Source organism: Chitinophaga hostae (assembly GCF_018224885.1).
In the GTDB taxonomy this organism is placed as follows: domain Bacteria; phylum Bacteroidota; class Bacteroidia; order Chitinophagales; family Chitinophagaceae; genus Chitinophaga; species Chitinophaga hostae.
In genome coordinates, this window is the sequence record NZ_JAGTXB010000002.1 from 36506 (window position 1) to 55784 (window position 19279).

General features: G+C 45.5%; 17 protein-coding genes. 11 read left to right on the forward strand and 6 right to left on the reverse strand.

Annotation, left to right across the window (positions count from 1 at the left end):
- Window positions 1-2: 2 nt before the first annotated feature.
- Window positions 3-380: a winged helix-turn-helix transcriptional regulator gene (locus KE626_RS04290; RefSeq protein ID WP_211971665.1), complete on the reverse strand. Its 378-nt coding sequence runs from the start codon at window positions 378-380 to the stop codon at window positions 3-5.
- A gap of 191 nt (window positions 381-571) precedes the next feature.
- Between KE626_RS04290 and KE626_RS04295 the strand changes: the two genes are divergently transcribed.
- From KE626_RS04295 to KE626_RS04345, 11 genes are all read left to right on the forward strand, one after another.
- Window positions 572-3688 carry an efflux RND transporter permease subunit gene (locus tag KE626_RS04295; protein ID WP_211971666.1) on the forward strand — a complete coding sequence of 1039 codons (3117 nt, stop codon included), beginning with the start codon at window positions 572-574 and terminating at the stop codon, window positions 3686-3688.
- 91 nt (window positions 3689-3779) lie between these two features.
- On the forward strand, window positions 3780-4286 hold the full coding sequence (locus tag KE626_RS04300; protein WP_211971667.1) for a CHRD domain-containing protein: 507 nt from the start codon (window positions 3780-3782) through the stop codon (window positions 4284-4286).
- A 193-nt stretch (window positions 4287-4479) separates the two neighbouring features.
- Entirely contained in the window at window positions 4480-6195 is a 1716-nt protein-coding gene (locus tag KE626_RS04305) for a hybrid sensor histidine kinase/response regulator (RefSeq protein ID WP_211971668.1), read from the forward strand.
- 164 nt (window positions 6196-6359) lie between these two features.
- Window positions 6360-7214, forward strand: a complete 855-nt coding sequence (locus KE626_RS04310) for a UbiA family prenyltransferase (RefSeq protein ID WP_211971669.1) — start codon at window positions 6360-6362, stop codon at window positions 7212-7214.
- Between the two features lie 113 nt (window positions 7215-7327).
- The gene (locus tag KE626_RS04315) at window positions 7328-7951 is read left to right on the forward strand and encodes a hypothetical protein (protein ID WP_211971670.1); all 624 of its coding nucleotides are present in this window, start codon (window positions 7328-7330) and stop codon (window positions 7949-7951) included.
- 195 nt (window positions 7952-8146) lie between these two features.
- Window positions 8147-9013 carry a beta-1,6-N-acetylglucosaminyltransferase gene (locus KE626_RS04320; RefSeq protein ID WP_211971671.1) on the forward strand — a complete coding sequence of 289 codons (867 nt, stop codon included), beginning with the start codon at window positions 8147-8149 and terminating at the stop codon, window positions 9011-9013.
- Between the two features lie 42 nt (window positions 9014-9055).
- On the forward strand, window positions 9056-9901 hold the full coding sequence (locus KE626_RS04325) for an ABC transporter permease (RefSeq protein ID WP_211971672.1): 846 nt from the start codon (window positions 9056-9058) through the stop codon (window positions 9899-9901).
- The gene (locus KE626_RS04330) at window positions 9898-11106 is read left to right on the forward strand and encodes an ABC transporter ATP-binding protein (protein WP_211971673.1); all 1209 of its coding nucleotides are present in this window, start codon (window positions 9898-9900) and stop codon (window positions 11104-11106) included. The genes KE626_RS04325 and KE626_RS04330 overlap by 4 nt, the downstream gene beginning before the upstream one ends.
- On the forward strand, window positions 11096-13048 hold the full coding sequence (locus KE626_RS04335; protein WP_211971674.1) for a glycosyltransferase family 2 protein: 1953 nt from the start codon (window positions 11096-11098) through the stop codon (window positions 13046-13048). Before KE626_RS04330 ends, KE626_RS04335 begins: the two co-directional genes overlap by 11 nt.
- A complete protein-coding gene (locus tag KE626_RS04340) occupies window positions 13035-14039 on the forward strand; it encodes a glycosyltransferase family 2 protein (protein WP_249207265.1) in 1005 nt (334 codons plus the stop codon). Before KE626_RS04335 ends, KE626_RS04340 begins: the two co-directional genes overlap by 14 nt.
- Before the next feature lie 17 nt (window positions 14040-14056).
- Window positions 14057-14836 (forward strand): DUF3658 domain-containing protein, encoded by a 780-nt coding sequence (locus tag KE626_RS04345; protein ID WP_211971675.1) that lies wholly within the window; start codon window positions 14057-14059, stop codon window positions 14834-14836.
- A gap of 37 nt (window positions 14837-14873) precedes the next feature.
- Here KE626_RS04345 and KE626_RS04350 read toward each other — a convergent pair whose 3' ends face one another.
- The 5 genes from KE626_RS04350 to KE626_RS04370 all read right to left on the reverse strand — a co-directional run bounded on the left by KE626_RS04350 (window position 14874) and on the right by KE626_RS04370 (window position 19131).
- Complete coding sequence (locus KE626_RS04350) at window positions 14874-15839, reverse strand: hypothetical protein (RefSeq protein WP_211971676.1); 966 nt, start codon at window positions 15837-15839, stop codon at window positions 14874-14876.
- Between the two features lie 141 nt (window positions 15840-15980).
- Entirely contained in the window at window positions 15981-17102 is a 1122-nt protein-coding gene (locus KE626_RS04355; protein WP_211971677.1) for a glycoside hydrolase family 43 protein, read from the reverse strand.
- Window positions 17103-17195: 93 nt separating this feature from the next.
- Window positions 17196-17954 (reverse strand): leucine-rich repeat domain-containing protein, encoded by a 759-nt coding sequence (locus tag KE626_RS04360; protein ID WP_211971678.1) that lies wholly within the window; start codon window positions 17952-17954, stop codon window positions 17196-17198.
- A 19-nt stretch (window positions 17955-17973) separates the two neighbouring features.
- A complete protein-coding gene (locus KE626_RS04365) occupies window positions 17974-18570 on the reverse strand; it encodes a hypothetical protein (protein ID WP_211971679.1) in 597 nt (198 codons plus the stop codon).
- A 99-nt stretch (window positions 18571-18669) separates the two neighbouring features.
- Complete coding sequence (locus KE626_RS04370) at window positions 18670-19131, reverse strand: hypothetical protein (protein WP_211971680.1); 462 nt, start codon at window positions 19129-19131, stop codon at window positions 18670-18672.
- Window positions 19132-19279: the final 148 nt, after the last annotated feature.

Here is a 19279-nt window from a genome sequence, read left to right on the forward strand (position 1 = left end):
ATTTAATTGTCCTTTAAGCTGCCGTCGGCTTCTATCAAACAACCATCTTCCACACAGTCGCGATCGGCATAATCATTTCCCCATTTGTTCATGATGGAGATAACGTCAATGAGTCTTGTACCCCACCCGGTCAGGTAATATTCCACCCTGAGCGGTACTTCCGCGTATATTTTTTTATAAACAATATTGGTTTCCTCCATTTCTTTGAGCTGCTGGCTCAGCACCCGCAGGGTAGATCCGGGAATGGCACGCCACATTTCACTGGGCCGGCGTATGCCCATCTGTATACAATCCAGTAAACAAGGCTTCCATTTGCCGCCAAGGGCTTTGATCGTAATATTTACGCCATATCCGATTTCCGGGAGCTTTTTAACGTACATAAGGCACCATTTTATGTTTCAAATATATTCCATTTCCAGGAAGGCGCCGAACCATGCCATAGTGATAAATTTATCATTACCTGAATATTTCCCCGGGTATTGTTTCCACTTTCAATTAAAGGGACCTTTGCCCGGTAAATAATAACAATTACATACGGAGCGGCCGCCCGGTTTTTATAACTGACTATTTTATGCTTACGAAAATAATTGACCGTCCTGTTGCGGCCACAGTGGTATCCGTTATCCTGTTGATACTGGGGTTGCTGGCATTGAACCGTTTGCCCATGGAAACCTTTCCTGATGTTGCTCCGCCTTCTGTGACAGTAACTGCCCGGTATCCGGGCGCCAATGCAGAAACCATTGCCCGTGCTATTGCCGCTCCGTTGGAGCAGGTGATCAATGGTGTGGAAAACATGACTTATATGTCGTCCTCTTCCTCCAATGATGGTACCCTCACCCTCACCATATTTTTTAAACAGGGTACCAATCCCGACCAGGCAGCCGTAAATGTGCAGAACCGTGTGGCGCAGGCCATGAACCAATTGCCGAAAGAAGCGATAGAGGCGGGTGTTGTTACAGCAAAACAGCAAAACGGCATGATCATGTTTGTGGATGTATTTGCCACCGATGGCCGATACGACGGAGAATTTGTTAATAACTATGCGTTGATTAACCTGATTCCACAGATACAACGGATTCCAGGGGTGGGGAAAGTGGCGCTCTATGGCTATAAAGACTATGCGATGCGCATATGGCTGAACCCCGCACAGCTGGCGGTTTACCAGCTAACTCCGCAGGAAGTGATCGCTGCTATCAACCACCAGAACCTGGAAGCGGCACCTGGCCGCCTTGGAGAGGGGAGCAACGTAGCCTTTGAATATGCGATCAAATACAAAGGCAAACTCAACAAGGAAATAGACTATGAAAACATTGTGATCCGCGCAACGCCCGGAGGTAAAGTAATGCGGTTAAAAGATGTGGCGCGTATTGAACTGGGCTCACTTGATCACGTATATGCATCGGCGGTATCTACCATGGGAAAGGCCGACGCAGGGATGTTCATCTACCAGGTGCCGGGTTCTAATGCCAATGAAATACAAACAGCTATCAATGATTTAATGAAACGTGTTAGCAAAACTTTTCCCAGTGGCCTGGAATATAACATGAGTTACAGCACCAAAGATTTCCTGGACGAAGCCATTGACCAGGTAACTCATACCCTGGTGGAAGCATTTATCCTCGTGTTTATAGTGGTGTTCCTGTTTCTGCAGGACTGGCGCTCCACGCTGATCCCTGCAATAGCCGTACCCGTATCCATTATAGGGACCTTCTTTTTTATGCAGTTGTTTGGACTAACCATTAACCTGCTCACGCTTTTTGCACTGATCCTGGCCATCGGAATTGTGGTAGATGATGCCGTGGTGGTAGTGGAAGCTGTACACAGCAAACTGGCGCAGGGCATGAAGCCCCGCTCTGCCACTATCAGCGCTATGAGCGAAATTACCGGCGCGGTCTTTTCTATTACACTGGTGATGGCGGCTGTTTTTTTACCGATTGGTCTTACCGAAGGCCCGGTAGGTGTGTTCTACCGGCAATTTGCATTTACATTGGCCATCGCCATTGTGCTCTCTGCGATTAACGCTTTAACGTTGAGCCCCGCATTAAGCGCCATACTGCTGAAAGAAACACATACCCCCGATAAGAAAGCAGGCCATCGTTTCTTTGATTTGTTTAACGCCGGTTTTGAAGCAGCAACCGGGAAATACCTGAAAGCCGCCAGGTTTTTTATACAAAAAAAATGGCTGGCATTTGGCGGGTTGGCGATTGTTACCGCTGCTACTTTTTTCCTGGTGCAAACTACGCCAAAGGCTTTTATTCCTACGGAGGACCAGAAAAACCTGATATCTACGGTGAGTCTTCCGCCCGGAGCAGGTTATGCGCGGATGAAGCAACTGCTGGACCGTGTTGAAAGAGAGGTGAACCACATCGCCGCAGTTGAATTTACCGAAATTGTAGTGGGCGAAAACCTCATGAGCGCCAGCATCTCCCCCTCTTACGGCTCTATGTATATTGTGCTGAAGCCTAAAAAAGAAAGAGGTGATTTTGCAGATATCAACCAGATCGCGGATTCCATTAATAAGATCTTTTACAGTTTCCCGGAAGGTAACTCGTTTACTTTTACGATGCCCACGGTACCTGGATTCGGTGCGATCGATGGACTGGATGTTGTGCTGAAAGATAATACCGGCGGTAATATCCAAAAACTGGCGCGACAGGCCGATATGTTCATAGCTGATCTGCTGGCGCGTAAGGAAATAGGCGTGGCGTATACATCTTTCAATGCCAACTTCCCGCAGTTTCAGCTGGAAGTAGACGAAGTAAAGGCCAAACAGTTCGGCGTGGAAGTAAGCGAGGTGTTATCCACAATGCAGGCATATTATGGCAGCGTATATGCATCCGATTTCAACCGCTTTGGCAAGTATTACCGGGTAGTAGTGCAGGCCGATATTCCTTACCGGGTAGATGAAAGCAGTCTTGGCTATATCTATGTTAAAAACATATATGGAGAAATGGTACCGGTGCGGTCTATGGCCCGTTTGCAACGGGTATTCGGACCAGAGGTCATCAACCACCTGAACCAGGCCAACGCCATTACCATCAGTGTGCAGGCGAAGAAAGGCTTTTCCTCCGGCGATGCGATGAAAGCAGTGAATGAAGTGGCCGGCGTTTTACCGGTCGACTTCTCACACGAATTTATCGGTATGGCCAGGGAAGAGCAGGCTGCCGGTAAGCAAACGGTATTTATATTCGGGTTGTGCGTGATATTTGTCTATTTCCTGCTGTCGGCCCAATATGAAAGCTATGTTTTACCGCTGGCCGTGATGTTATCATTGCCAGCAGGCATCTTCGGCGTATTTGCATTCATCCGCCTGATGGACGTTACCAACAATATTTATGTACAGATAGGACTGATCATGCTGATTGGGTTGCTTTCCAAAAATGCGATTTTAATAGTGGAATTTGCCCTGCAAAGACGACGAGCGGGTAAAGGACTCGTCGATGCTGCTTTGGAGGCTGCAAGGCTTCGTTTACGCCCTATTTTGATGACATCACTGGCCTTTGTAGCAGGACTGTTGCCTTTGTTGTTTGCCCGGGGAGCTTCCGAACAGGGCAACAGGGCTATTGCTTCCGGAGCTATAGGAGGAATGCTGTTTGGCGTGGTACTGGGCCTGTTGGTGATTCCCGCGCTATTTGTGGTATTCCGGGCATTGCATGAGCGGATATTTGGACAAAAACCGGCGAATTAACTGCACTATTATGGATGGGAATGCTTTTTGGCAACTCCGGTAACAGGCAACTATCCGGGCCGATGCTACGTATTAACAGGAAACAACTGTTATGAAAAAAGCATCTTTTTTTCACCTTTGCAGGAAGCAGTTGCTGGCATACAGTTTAGTGGGGATAGCTGCATGGCTGGCCGCTTGTGGTAAAGGAAACGGGTATGGCGGAGATAACCCGCCACCGGGAAATACCAATTATAGCATCAGCGCTTCTCTCAGCGGGACACAGGAAGTACCGGCTAATGCCACTACCGGTTCTGGAATGCTCACAGGTACCTATGATCCGTCGTCATATACCATTACCTACACCCTTTCATGGACAGGCATCACAGGTGTACCCACCGGCATGCACTTTCATGGTCCGGCTGCCTCAGGACAAAATGCCGCGGTGGCCGTTGCTATAACTGGCTTTACTGCCGCTACCGCCGGCAGCACCTATGGAACAACCGTGATTACTGCCGCACAAGGCGCAGATCTGATAGCCGGAAAATGGTATGTTAATATTCATACTGCTGCTTATGGAAATGGGGAAATAAGAGGACAGATAACAAGTACAAAGAATTAATAGTAAGGTGATAGGTGTTTGAAAAAAAGAGGGTGGCATCACCCTCTTTTTTTATTGGAAACGAATACCGATGTTAATGCCCCACCGCCTCATATACAAGATAAAATAGTTCACTTTATCAATATGGGTAATGGATCAATGGAAATATATCAGTATTTTCATGCGAGCAGCGTTATGCCCTCAACCGTTAAAGATGATCTACCTACAACTGAAGAAATTATTAACCTCGGGTGCAAACAGGCCAACAGCATCTGAGAACAGATCTATCACCCTCATTAACTCACTGGCATTGCTAATGGCGGTGATGGTGCTGGGTATCGGGTTATTCTTTTATTTCCTTATTCCAACTTTATCGATCCTGCTCCCGGTGTTGGTGGAATCGCTGCTGTTTGCAGGAGTGATTGTGCTGAATGTTTACAACCGGCATACCGCGGCCAATATGGCGATGTTCCTGATCCATTGCGCATCGGCCGTATACTGGGGCGGATACCTCGGCCCGGCATTGCCCGTAAACCTGGTGGCGGCATTTCTGCTGGTATTCCTGATATCCGGCTCCTTTCTTATTTACAGGAAGAAAGCGCAGCGGATGATTTGCCTTGTTGCCACGCTGATCCTCATTTGTATGGTAGCCTTGAATGATTATTACCACTGGATGCACCCGGTGGTAATGAGTGAAAAGAACACGGCGCTATTCCAGTTTTTTTGCACGGTAGGAATGATTGTATTGATTACCATCATTTACATCTCCTATGTGGGCGAAAACGATTTATTAATGGCGGAATCCCGGCAGAAAACAATTTATGTAAATGAGATCTCGCATGAAATAAGAACACCGATGAATGCGGTTTATGGTATTGCGCAACTGTTAAAAAGAGAAACTAAACTCAACCCGGATCTGAAAGGCGTGGCGCCTTTGATTGACCTTTTGCTGACTTCCAGCATCAATGCAAGAAATATTATTAACGGCGTGCTTGATATGGCTGAAATTGAAGCCGGTAAAATTGATAAAATAGAAGAAACGGCGATACAAACGGTGGCATATTTCCAAAGTATCGCAGATGCCTATAAAGTTCTCGCCAGGTCCAGGGGTATCACTATCACACTGGATATAGCAAACATGCCTGAAGTAATTTTTTGTGACCAGATTAAAATAAACCAGGTGCTTACCAACCTGTTGGCCAATGCCATTAAGTATGCCGTAGGTAAGAGCACGGTGTGTTTATCGATCACCGGTAACGGAGAGGAATGGTATATAAAAGTGGTTAATAAGGGTACGCCCATTCCACCCCAGAAATTAGCGATCATATTCGATCCGTTCATTACCGGGAAAGATCACCAGGTGGAAGGTACAGGGCTGGGATTAGCCATCGCTAAAAATAAAGTAACCGCGCTGGGAGGTAACATCAAAGCCGAAAGTCTTGATACCGGTGTCACTACGTTTACGGCTACCTTGCCGCTCAAACCGGGAACCTTGGAGGATATCGCACCGCATACAGATGTGGAGGAAAATACAGAAGATATAGACCTGGCCAACATCAGCGTTTTTATTGCGGAGGACAACGAAATTAATGCGGCGTTATTGAAAGGGGCATTAAAGAATATGGAATGCAAAGTAGCTGCTGCTGCCAATGGCGTTGAGTTGCTGCACCTCGTGGAAAAAGAGATCCCGGATATTATTATTCTCGATATGCACATGCCCGTTATGTCGGGTAATGAAACGCTGAAGTACCTGCAGGATGCAGCGGACTTCCGTAACATCCCCGTAATAATAGCAACAGCCGATGCTTTTACTCAAAATGACAACGCTCTGATGAAAGCCGGCGCAGCAGCCGTTATCCGGAAACCGATAGATTACAGGGAGCTGCAACTGATCATGCATCGCATACTCTTCAAAGGCGAAATTATATAACATAATAAGTTATTTTTGTTCATATACCCGTAACAGCAAAAACGAATTAAAAATAACCGCTATCTAATTTCAGCCATATTCCTATATTTTCGCGGGTACACATCGGGTATGCAACTATTTGCGAAATCATTATTGCTCTTTGCGTTAAAAGAGATATCTATCATGTGGAAATTTATTTCAACGATATAGTAGATGCCATTTTACCAAACCTCCTGGCTTTTTTTACGGCGTGGATATACAGCAGTCAGCCATTCAGGGATATTACCCTGCCTTTGTTACGCTGCCTGGTTTATTCAGTCATCTATATCTATACGTTTTGTATCAGCAACCAGATTAACTCAATTGAGGAAGATAAAATTAACAAACCCTACAGGGCGCTGCCGACTGGATATGTAACGTTACCGGGCACACGAAAACGACTCCTGTTCTATAATGTCGTTTACCTCCTGGTTGGTGGACTATATGATATATTATGGTGGTCGCTGGCCTGGCAGATAGTTACTTACCTGCTGAATTTCCGGGGTTGGAGTCATCACTGGTTTACGAAAAATGTGTTGGGAATGACCCTGGGAACCATCATTTTACTGAATGCACAGTTTAATATAGCCACAGAAAGTGTTCATCTGTCCATCAGCACCATTGCGTACATTTTCATCATCAGTCTCTGGGCCGGCGTGGCCCTGCCTATCCAGGACATGAGAGACCAGGAAGGCGACCGGGAGATGGGGCGTAAAACCCTGCCGCTGGTTTATGGCGATCACCAGGCGCGGAAAATACTCTTCATAAACTTCGCCCTGGTTTGCCCGATAATATTTCTTCTTCTGCTACTCACGCAGTTACCATTTATCATCATTATCACTTCCGGCATCCCCGTGGCCATCCTGGTTATTTCCATTGCCACCCACTGGCTGATCGCATTTCGTATTCTCCGGTTTAAAACACCCCGGGAAGATAATCTCACCTATCATATCTACGTGATTCTTTTCTGCATTTCCATACCCATCATTTGTGTGCTCTGATCTTTCCTTGTGCAACAGTTCTTTTATCTGTCTGGAATAATTCAGTATTTTAAATTTGAAACTGGCCGGATATCCTGATCCGCCTCCGTACCACTCACTATAACTATCGCAATATGTTCAGATGTACAATAATAATATCCCTGTTCATTTCGTTAATCAGCTATGAAAGTTGGGGGCAAAACGCCAAGAAGGAGAGCATAGCTGCTTTTCGCGCAATCACCCGTTTGGATATCTCAGGGATAAAAAAAGGGCAACACCTCGAATTTGCCTATCTCTATCCGGTAAAACAATTTATAGAATACACGGCAGAATTCGGAAAAAGGGATACATCTAAAAAGTGGGGCCCAACAACCATAGAACAGGTTTTCCGGGATTCGGCCTTCACCTATTTTGTGAGAGCGGACGAATTAGGTAGTCCGATCAATTTTTTCCGCGTTAACAACAATGAGCTAATAGATCTGGATTACAGCGAATTTGATGGAAAGGCTGTAAAGGACAAGTTTATTGCAGAAGTAATACCTGGATCGGATAAGGAACAGGTGGAAAGAAAGGAAAAGAATATAGGAATGGGCTTTTATCGTGGAAGCTTCAGGTATAATTATCAGCCGGAAACGAAGCTCCTGGAGATGACCTACAGATGGAAAATAACAGGCGATTTCCAAAGAATAATTAACAAGACCTACAACGCTAAATACGACCTGAATACCAGGCAGTTTAAGGATATTTCCAGGCGATGAGGTATGTTTTGTAAGTCCTGGTTTTAACCCCGGGGTCGTCCTATGCGGGTGTGGTGGCTGAACTTTTTCCCTCCCGGGTTTGTTGCTCTTAGCAAATGCTGGTTATATATAGATAATCTTAGTACATTTAACCTACTTACTATATTTATAGTCAAAGTAAATAAAGAGAATGGTGGGTCCACAATATGCATTACCATGAGAATGGCCAATATAATTGTCCTGCATCAATATCCGGGATTGGCAGAGAGAATGATCAAAACGTTGCATCACCCGAAGTTTGATTTTTACCTGCACCTGGATAAAAAGGTAGATATAACGCCTTTCGAATACCTGGCGAAACTGCCCAATACCCGGTTTGTTACAGGCCGGAAAAGGGTGACCTGGGCCGGATTTAGCCAACTGGAGGCGATAGAAGCGGCGCTCAGTACAATATTTTCCAGCGGCCGCTCTTACGACTACATCAATCTCCTGAGTGGACAGGATTATCCGATTAAGCCAACAGGCGATATATACGCTTTTTTCGAGGAGCATACCGGCTACTCCTTTCTTGCATCGGAAACACCGCCATCGCCCTGGTGGGACGAGGCCATACAGCGGATTACCAGGTATCATCTCATTGATTACCGTTTCAGAGGGAAACACCGGCTGGAAAAACTGCTGTCAGCGTTTCTTCCCGAAAGAAAGCCTTCTGTGCCACTGCAACTCTATGGAGGCCCCCTGGCCGCCTACTGGACAATAAGCGCGGAGGCGGCGGTTTACCTGCATAAAGCCCTGGCGGAGAGCAGCGATCGGTTCTTTTTTAAACATACCTGGGCGCCTGATGAATTCCTGGTCAATACCATCCTGATGAACAGCCATTTCCGGGACCATATTATCAACGACAATTACCGGTATTTAGACCGGTTAACAGGCGACGCACATCCCAAAATACTTACTATGGCCGATCTGAGCAAGCTGGGGTCCAGTAGCAGGTTATTTGCCAGAAAATTTGATCCGACCGTAGATAGCCGGATACTGGACCGGATCGATGAAATGATCCTGTATCGCAAAACCAGGGTATAAACCACCGCCTCGACAGCTTGTTAATGATATAAAGCCTCAACAATGGAAAATAACGACGCCTGGGACTGGGAAATCAATTCCGGCACAAAATGGTTTCAGTGGAACCTGCCGGAGCTCTGGCACTACAAAGACCTGCTGCTGCGGTTTGTTAGAAGAGACCTTATTGCCAGTTATCAGCAAACATTATTGGGCCCTTTCTGGGTATTTATGCAACCCGTGTTGACTACACTGATATACTATCTGATTTTCGGAAGAATAGTGAAAATATCCACCGGCGGTATTCCGCCCATACTTTTTTATCTTTCCGGTATACTCTTCTGGAGCTATTTCTCGGATTGCCTGAATGGTACCATGTATACCTTTCTGCAAAATGCCAACGTTTTCAGTAAGGTGTATTTTCCCCGCCTCATTGTTCCGCTTAGCAGTGTGATCTCCCATACCGTGAGAACCGGCATACAGTTATTCCTGTTCCTGTTTATTTATGGATACTACCTGGTTACATCGAACATCACAGGTACTTTTTATGTCCTGCTAACACCACTATTGTTGCTGATTACGGCAGGGTTTGGTCTGGGATCAGGTTTGATTGTAAGCGTGCTCACCGCCCGCTACAGGGACCTGGACTATACCCTTCAGTTCCTGTTGCGGCTTTTTATGTTCGCTACACCTGTGGTATATCCAACGTCGATAGTACCGGAACAATACCGGTTTCTGTTCTGGCTTAACCCGCTTACAGCAGTGATAGAAACTTTCAGGGCAGGCTTCTTTTCAAATGAACCCATTTACATGCTGCCGCTGCTTATTAGTTGTGCAGAAGTGTTGTTGTTACTGTTGCTGGGTATCACCCTATTTAAAAAACAGGAATTAAAAGTAATGGATGTGATATGATCGCTATCAAAGCAGAAAATATTTCCAAATCTTATCGCCTTGGTACGAGCGGTGCAGGCCGATTGCGGGAAGATATCCGCTACTGGCTGAAAAAACAGCCTGTTACTGCTTCCCTGATATGGGCATTAAAAGACGTGAGCTTTGAAGTAAAGCAGGGCGAAGTAATGGGATTTATCGGCAATAACGGCGCCGGCAAATCAACCCTGTTAAAGATCATCTCCCATATAGCTGCTCCCACTTCCGGACGTGTATTAGGTAATGGCCGCATAGCAAGCCTGCTGGAAGTAGGCTCGGGCTTCCACGGAGAACTCACCGGGCGGGAGAATATTTTTCTCAACGGCAGCATCCTTGGGATGAAAAAGCGTGAAATCCAGGCCAGCTTCGACGAAATTGTTGCTTTTTCAGGTGTTGAACAGTTCATCGATACACCGGTAAAACGTTATTCCAGCGGTATGTACATGAGGCTGGCCTTCGCAGTGGCCGCTCATCTCAACCCGGAAATCCTGATTGTTGATGAGGTGCTGGCGGTGGGCGACGTAGAGTTTCAGCGGAAATGCCTGGGAAAAATGAAGGAAATTTCTGACCGCAAAGGAAAAACAGTATTGTTCGTAAGTCATAATACCCAGGCACTGCTAAACCTTTGCGACCAGGTAATCACACTGCATAAAGGTCAGATCATTGATCAGGGCAATCCGGCAGATGTTATTGGCAGTTATCTGAAAAACCTGCAGGATGATTACCTCCACCAGGAATACGATTCCCCGGATGCAGCTCCGGGCAACGATTATATCAGGATAAAAAAAGTATCCCTGCAATACGATACCGCACTGTTTGATATCCGGACTCCCTTTGTTGTCAGGTTTGAATGCTGGTATACAGACCCCGATCCGGGTAAGCTGATCGCCGGTATACACCTGTTTAATATGGCAGGAGAATGTATTTTTGATGTAGCTTCTAAAGGAGATTTGTTACAACCCGGGGTCATCAGCGGCGAATGCCGCATACCCGGTAATTTCCTTAACGATGGCGCTTATTATCTCTCTGTGGTATTCGTAAAAGACACCACTACACGCCTTTTTTATTTTGAAGGCTGTCTTTCATTTAATGTGGAAGATTATCGTGAAAACACTGCCTGGTTCGGGAAATGGATGGGCTATGTACGCCCCGATTTTCCGGTGATTTTAAATCAGCAAAATGCTATATAAAATATCTCATATACAGCTTGCATCACTGGATGACCTGGTACCAGCTACCAGTCAGCAGTATGTGGTGGTGTGGCGGAACAACATTCCGCTGGGCCATGCCTGGATAGCGGGGCAGGAGGATGCACGCGAAAAGCTCCGGGCGGCTATTCAGCCCGCACTTGACTATTACCGGCAGCATGGATCGCCGCTGCACACCGTGAGGTCGGAAACCCGACTGTCTGTAGTGATATGCACCCGCAACCGGCCGGCATCATTGGCTACCTGTCTGCAATCCCTCCTGTCATGCACAGACCAGGATTTTGAACTGGTGGTAATAGACAATGCACCGGATGATGATGCCACCCTCGAGGTTACACGTAAATTTCCTGCGGTAAGGTACGTGCGTGAAAAAAGGAAAGGACTTGACATTGCCCGCAATACCGGCGCCCGTACCGCTACCGGCGATATTATAGCCTATACCGACGATGATGTGCAGATTCCTGCCGGCTGGATCACCAATCTCAAAGCCTGTTTCAGCGATCCGTTAACGATGGCGGTTACCGGGCTGGTTATACCAGCTTCTCTGGATACGCATGCACAATACATCTTTGAAAAAAAATGGGGATTTAATAAAGGATATCTGCCCCGCCGGTTTGATCATCGTTACTTTCTTGACCACAGCCCTTATGGCGTACCCGCATGGGATGTGGGCGCCGGCGCCAATATGGCTTTCAGGAAAGATGCTTTCCTGTTAGCTGGCTTTTTTGACGAAAGACTGGATGTGGGTGCCTCCGGCTGCAGCGGCGATTCTGAAATGTGGTACCGTATACTCGCCGAAGGCTGGAACTGTTATTATGTACCCGAACTATACGTATTTCACGAGCATCGCGCTTCCGACACCGGTCTGCGTCAACAGTTGTTCGGTTATATGCGGGGGCATGTCAGCGCCCTGCTGGTACAACATGAAAATTACGGGCAGCGGGGAGAGTTGCGGCGTTTGTACAGGGGCTTGCCGCATTATTATCTTAAACGGCTAAAACAATGGGTACAGCGTAATCATGATGAAAACCTTCGTCATATTATGATGGAAGTGAAAGGTTGCTACTCCGGTCTGCGGTTTTATAAACAGCATAAGCAATTGCAGCGACAGGATATTAAGGTGTTCCCATCGGAACTGCACCAGGCTGTTCGTACAGATGAGCATAGCATTGTTTCTGTTATTATTCCCTGTTATAATCATGCACAATATTTAAAACAGGCGATCAGCAGTGTACTGGAGCAAACCTGGCCGCATATGGAAGTGATCGTGATAGATGACGGATCAACCGACGATACTGCAGCCGTTTGTGCATCTTATTCAGAACAGATTGTATACAGACGGGTAGAACGTGTGGGGCTGTCGGCAGCCCGGAACATAGGCGTACAGCATAGTAAAGGACAATTCCTTATTTTCCTGGATGCGGACGATTACTTATATCCCGGAGCGGCGGAGCAACAACTTTTTTTCTTTGGATTATACCCGCTCGCAGGATTTATTTCCGGTGCTCATGACCGTGTAGATAAAGCCGGCGCTTTTCTGAATACCGTGTACAATAACGGAGATGGCTATCTGTCGTTGTTACAGGGCAATTATATTGGCATGGAATCTTGTATCCTGTATCGTCGCGACCTCTTTTTCCATTTTCATTTTGATACCCGGCTAGAAGTATGTGAAGACTATGACATCAACCTCAGAATCGCCCGGTATCTGCCCGTTTTTCATCATAATAATAGAATTTGTGCTTATCGTATTCATGACAGGAATATGTCTGCCGATAAAAAACGGATGCTGGAATGGGTCCGGCGGGTATTAAACAAACAGGTACCCGTATTGCAGAATGAAGAAGAAAGGCTTGCTTTGCAGCAGGGTCTTAACAACTGGAAATTGTATTACACTAAAACAAGGATGAATGAAGATAAATGAGCGGACACCCGGAACACCTCCATTAATACAACCTGTTCCCTCCGGCGTACATCGTCCGCTCTGGTCGGTGATGATACCTGCTTATAATTGCAGTCATTATCTCGCTGCTACCCTGCAAAGTGTGCTGAGACAGGATCCCGGTCCGGAGCTGATGCAGATTGAAGTAGTAGATGATTGCAGTACTGATGCCGATGTAGAAGCGCTCGTAGCCGCTATTGGCAAAGGACGTGTTGCATTTTACCGGCAACCGGAAAACCGCGGCAGTCTGCGGAATTTTGAAACATGTTTAAACCGTGCCCGGGGAAAATATATACACCTGTTGCATGGCGACGATATGGCGGGTGATGGATTATATGCAGATACAGCCAAACTGTTTGAGCAATATCCCGAAGCCGGCGCCGTGTGTACCGGCTATTCATATATAGACGAGGAAGGCAATTATTTATGGGGTGGAAATGTGTTATTGCCTACCCCCGGTATCATCAGCAACTGGCTGCCCGCCATCGCCGAACAACAAAAACTGCAGCCCCCCGCAGTAGTAGTAAAGCGATCCGTATACGAGCACCTTGGCGGCTTTTTTGGCATTCATTATGGAGAAGACTGGGAGATGTGGGTGAGAATAGCCGCGCATTATCCCGTGGCCTACACGCCCCGCGAGCTTGCTGCTTACCGGGTGCATACCACGAACATTACCAGCCGTTATTTTCAATCGTGTCAGCATATCAAAGATGTTGTAAAGGTGATCAACATCATACAAGCCTATCTCCCGGCACAACAACAACGGCGGCTGAAACGAAAAGCGCAGCACAACTGGTCCGTGTATTTTGCCCGCACAGCGGATATGACCTATCACAAGTATAACAGCCCCCGCCGGGCGCTGGAACAGGCGATGCGGTCATTTATGCTTCATCAGAATAAGGTGACGGCTTATTTTGTGTTTAAGATATTGTTGAAAGTGATGATACGGTATAAGCAGGGAGGGAAGAAGTAACCCTAATAAAAGATAGTATGTCTGATTTACATCTTGCAGTAACCTTTAGTACCGCAGGCGTTCTTCGCTGGGCTATCAATGAAAAAATGCTGACGGGAGAAGCCATCGCAGTTGATGAAATTCCTTCCATAGGGCCCCTGGATGATGGGAAAGAACGGATAGCATTTTTGAAAGCATTATGTTTTGATGATCAGCGGGAATTTTTATACGAACATAAAACAGATGCCTTTGAGTGCTGGCACAGCCTGCAGGTGCGGTTACGCGATGTGCCGGTTAACCGCCTGGTAATCTGGTCAGGTACAGATGGAAGCGATTATGTGTTTACGCGGATGGCTTGTTATTGGCTGGAAGGTATTCCTGTGGAGGTTTCATTGGTAAAGGTGCCTCCATATCATGGGTATCACAGCATTTCAGTGTATTCGTTCTACGAGCTGGCTTCGTTTATTACCGACGCTGAACCACTGAATTTGGCAGAACGTAAAACGCTGGCAGAGGAATATATGCGCATCGTTGCTCATCCCGGACTGCTAAGAGAATGTGATGAGCGGGGACAGTTGCAGTTTCTCGACCTGTCGGCACACGATGCGGAGATCATGAGCTATTGTAGCAGGCGATGGACGTCAGCTGTCAGGGTGATGGGGCAAACCCTGGGGCTGCATGACCCCAAGAATAGCTTGAGCGAACTTTTGGTGGGTGGAAGAATGAAGGCCCTCATTGAAGCCGGGAAATTGGAAAGCAAAGGCACCTTGAAATTCTTGCGGACTTTCCATGTAAGATTGCCGAAAACGGAAATCTGAATATTGCTGCCGGCAACTGTTACTCAAAAAAATCTCATTATTCCGGAAGAATAAAGTCACTGATACGCCATCCGTTTTCTGTCTGGATCAAACTGAACTTAACACTCATCGAAGCTTCGCTGCCATCAGCATAATGTATTTTCCATTGGTCCTCGATCTCGCTTTCTTTTTCACTGGAAATCCTTCCGGTTCCACTGACAAAAGAAATGCTGTTTACCTGTTTCTTTAAAACCGGCATGGATAATTTATCCAGGGCTTTGCCGGTACAGTATTTCCGGGCATTTTCAGGAGCATTATTTCCCAGGATATATCCGAACTGACTGGCTGTTTCCCTGGCCGACAGGTCTGAATAAAATAATCCTGGTTCTTTTGACGGAATAAGTTCACATTTCATGGTACCATTGTTACTACAAATGAGAATCTCATGCTCCTTGTAATCAACATTAATTACCGCCTCTTTATTTTTGGATTTATCCTTATCGTTTTCAAAACGATTGATGATTTTTTTCACCCTGTTGCTGCTGTCAAACTCGTTAATAACAGATTCCGTTTCAGTCCGACCGTCTGCAGCGAACATTCTTTTCTTTTCGAGGAGGAGTACAAAACCTTTTGCGTTATATACGGTTTTTACCTCCCCGTGGAGGTTTATCATGGAATCATCATAGGTATATTTCGCAGTCATGTTTCCGTTTGAAAACTCATATTTTATCCCGGGATTATTCTTTACCTGGTAAGTAGATGCGTTTTCATTTTCAATTTTGTTCCAATCCGTTGATCCGTATTTCTTTCTGAGATCTGTTGCCTGGTAAAGCGTTCCGTCAATAAACTTATTGATCTCAACCATATCTTTGAAATCAAGATATTTGTTTGTCCTGAATACGTGATAGGCGTCAACGTCCAGCATTTGCTCTTTTGAGAGCATGGCAACTCCCTTCATCTCTTGTCCGAAGAATACGGTGGGGAAACAGAGGAAAGCAATAAGTATAATGGAAATGTATTTCATAAGGGTATCAGTTCTTGGGCATCAAATATCCGGATTTTTAGGAGCAAATTATTTTAGAATTGTTCAGAAGATCTGCTGATTTCAAAACAAGTCAATATTTTCTACGCAGTATTTGTGGAGAAAATGGCGCCCGTCTTTATGCTATTTAACTCCGCTGGGAAACGGCTGTGCCGCGGTTGTTGGGCCTTGCACCACCAATCTTCCATCTGACAATATATTCATCCGGTCTATAAAAACGACCCGCTTATCGCCCGTTTTCAACGTGCGGCCATGGTATACACAGAACATTTCTTTACCATCCGGTGAATACGTGATGCTATTATGACCGGTGCCTGTTACCACGCCGCCTTGCTCAATGTTTTTTTGTAGCACGGGATTGTTTGCAGCCTTTTTAAAAGGGCCTAAAGGGCTTTTAGAAGTGGCATAACCCACCGCATAATTTTTACCGCCATAATAGTTGGCAGAATACATCATGTAATAAGTATCTTTCTTTTTGAAGATGGTGGAACCTTCGGTCCAGCGGCGATTCACTTCTTTCGAGGTAACCGAGCGGCTTTCCCACTCAGCCTGTTTATCTTTCATGCTGACCGGCGGGCGCAATAGCAGCACCGGTTCGCCGATTACGCCACTGAGATCTGGTTTTAGTTCTACGCCATATACCCAGCTCTCTTCGATTTCATTGAACCAGCCTTTGTTTTTCGCCCACGTAGCTACTTGGCTTTGTACCGGATGTTTGTAGCAACAACGGGAATAATAGAGGTATACTTTCCCATTTTTTTCAAATAGCACGTTTGCATCGATGATGGGGTAGCCGGGGTCAAAAACGGGCTTGTTATTTACATCTGTAAATGGTCCGGTTGGTTTATCTGCCACTGCAACGCCAATGCGAAAGTTTTCGAGTTCCCCGGTTGGATTGTCTTTCCATTGAGCACTGTAAAACATGTAGTATTTCTCATTGATAGCATATACTTCCGGCGCCCAATAAGCGCCTCCCCAGGCGGCTTTCGGATTGCTCCAGCCATTTTTGTTATCGTAAAAATACACCTGGCCCTCGTTTTTCCAGTTAACCAGGTCGGTGGAAGAATAGGCTGCGAAGCCGTTCGTGGCGCCACCGGTTCCATACATATAATACTTATCGTTTTTGACATGCAGTACGTAAGGATCACCCAAATCAACAGCCAGGGGATTGTTATAGGTCAATAGCTGCGCGTTCAGGGAAAGAGCCGCCACTATTAAAAAAGAGATCAACGTAATTTTTTTCATATTCCAAGATATTAATTTTCTGTGAATAGACATACACAGTTCAGTTGATCTATTATCCCATATTTACCTGGAAGAGAATAGTTTTTAGGTAGCCTACCATATCAGGTCTTCAAGTGATTTCGTGCCTGCTAAATTGAGATTGGTTAAGCTGCAATACAGGCAATAAAATGCTTTTAATTTATTCAGGCCCCTGATCTCTACAGAAGTGAGATGGTTTTTACTGGCATCAAAAAAGACCAATTCGGGAAAAACAGTAAGATCCAAAGCCATTGCAATATTGTTTGTGCTGATATCCAGCCATTGAAGCTTAGGACACTGGGATATACTGAATGTGTTGATGTTATTATCATCGATCAACAGCTTTTTCAATTCGGGGTAACCATCAATTTCAAGCCTTGTAAACCGGTTATAACTCAGGTCGAGGTCCTTCAGTTTCTTAAGCCCTGAGAGATCTATACTAGTGAGGTGGTTCTTGGTAAAACCGAGCAGTTCAAGATTCGTGCAACCTTTAAGATTGACCGATTCAATATCTCCATCGAGCAGGTACAGGGACTTAAGACTCTTCATTCCCTGAAGATCTACCTGCTTTATCTTGTTTTGGTAAGTTCCGAACTCTACCAGGTTGGTAAAGCTTTTGATGCCTTCCAGAGAGGCGAATGGTACTGCTTCCAAATATAGTTTAGTGACCTTTTGGGCTTCAGATACCTGTATTTCACCATCTCCATTTATATCCACTTTATTTTGAATGAGCGCATTTTTGAAATGCGGATCGGTGATTTTCACCACCTGTGCTGAAGAAGAGATGGCGAGCAGCGTCAATAGCAATCCTGTTATATATATTTTAGAAATCATAAGGATATTGGTTTTCGATTTACAGCTTAACGGTTGCCACCTCACCTTCCTTTGTAATTTCCACGAAAGCTTTTTCCAGGTCATTGGTTTCATAGAACAGCTTAAATTCTTCATAAATGGGTTCCCGGTAGTGCGAGAGCGTTTGGCCCATAACGTTAAAAGTATAAGTATCGCTTTCTCCTACCTGGTTCAGCATTTTTTTCATCCTTTGTTGTCTTACCATGGTTTGCAAATAATACTTTCCCGGCTTCAAATTCCTGAATGAAAAAGTCCCATCTTTGTCAGCAGCTTTGGCAAGGATGCGATATGAATATGCCTCCGGCGACATTACTGCGAATGTCTTACCTTTTTTATTCTTCTTCTGAAGCTCATACCATTCATTGAAATAGGCCGTGCATGGGAAAAGTGTTATTTCGATTCCCAAATAGGTATTATCGGGTCGTTTTTTCAGCTTTTTAACCACTCCGTTAATTGTACAGGTGCCTGGTTCCAGCAGGCGCTTGGCCTCAGTCTCATTAAAAGTGCTGCCGGGAAGAATTGGTTTAGGATCATTCTGCGCATTTGCAACGGCGCAATGAAAAAAGAGCAGCGTGAAAAGAGGCCATACCCGCTTCATAAGTTGTAGCGTTTAAAACAAGTAAATTTATGGAAACTATATTGGCAAATAAGTGGGTAAAAAGGGAATATCTGCCAACAGCCCAGTATGTTTTTTCATCTATTGAAAATCGTAAACTTTAGTAAAAGTCGTAGTAGTGTAGGCCTGCTGAATCGCTGTTTGCTCTTTCCCGTCAATTACGGACGCTATTTTAATAGAAAAGCTATGACCTGCTGCGCTGAATCCGCCCATTGAAATAGAGGTTATAGCTACAGGAACTACTGTTTCGATTGTTACCGGCCCGGATATCAGCGTCGATTGATCTATCGCAAAACCTTTTTGGTTAGTCTGGGCAACGCCATTTAACTTGTAAAGTGTTGGCTCGGTACCATTGATGGTTCCCCCGGAAATAGTGGTCTTTAAATAATCAGCTGGGGTAAGGCCAGTGGCTGTAATGGTTAACTTCATAGTCTTGCCTTTGGGCAGATCGGGCGTGTCGTCTCCGTTATTGTTTTTTGAGCAGGCGGTGAATAACGCTGCGACCAGTAAAATGGATAGCGATAAAGACAATATACGTTTCATCGGAATATTTTTAGTGATTAAAGATGGATCAAAATTATTGATGGGGAACCTCCCTGGCAATAGCTATAAATCATCATTTTTTTTCTGCATGTGGTTCATTTGCTATTGTTTTGATATTTTTATAAGAACAAAAAGGAGCTAATGAAAT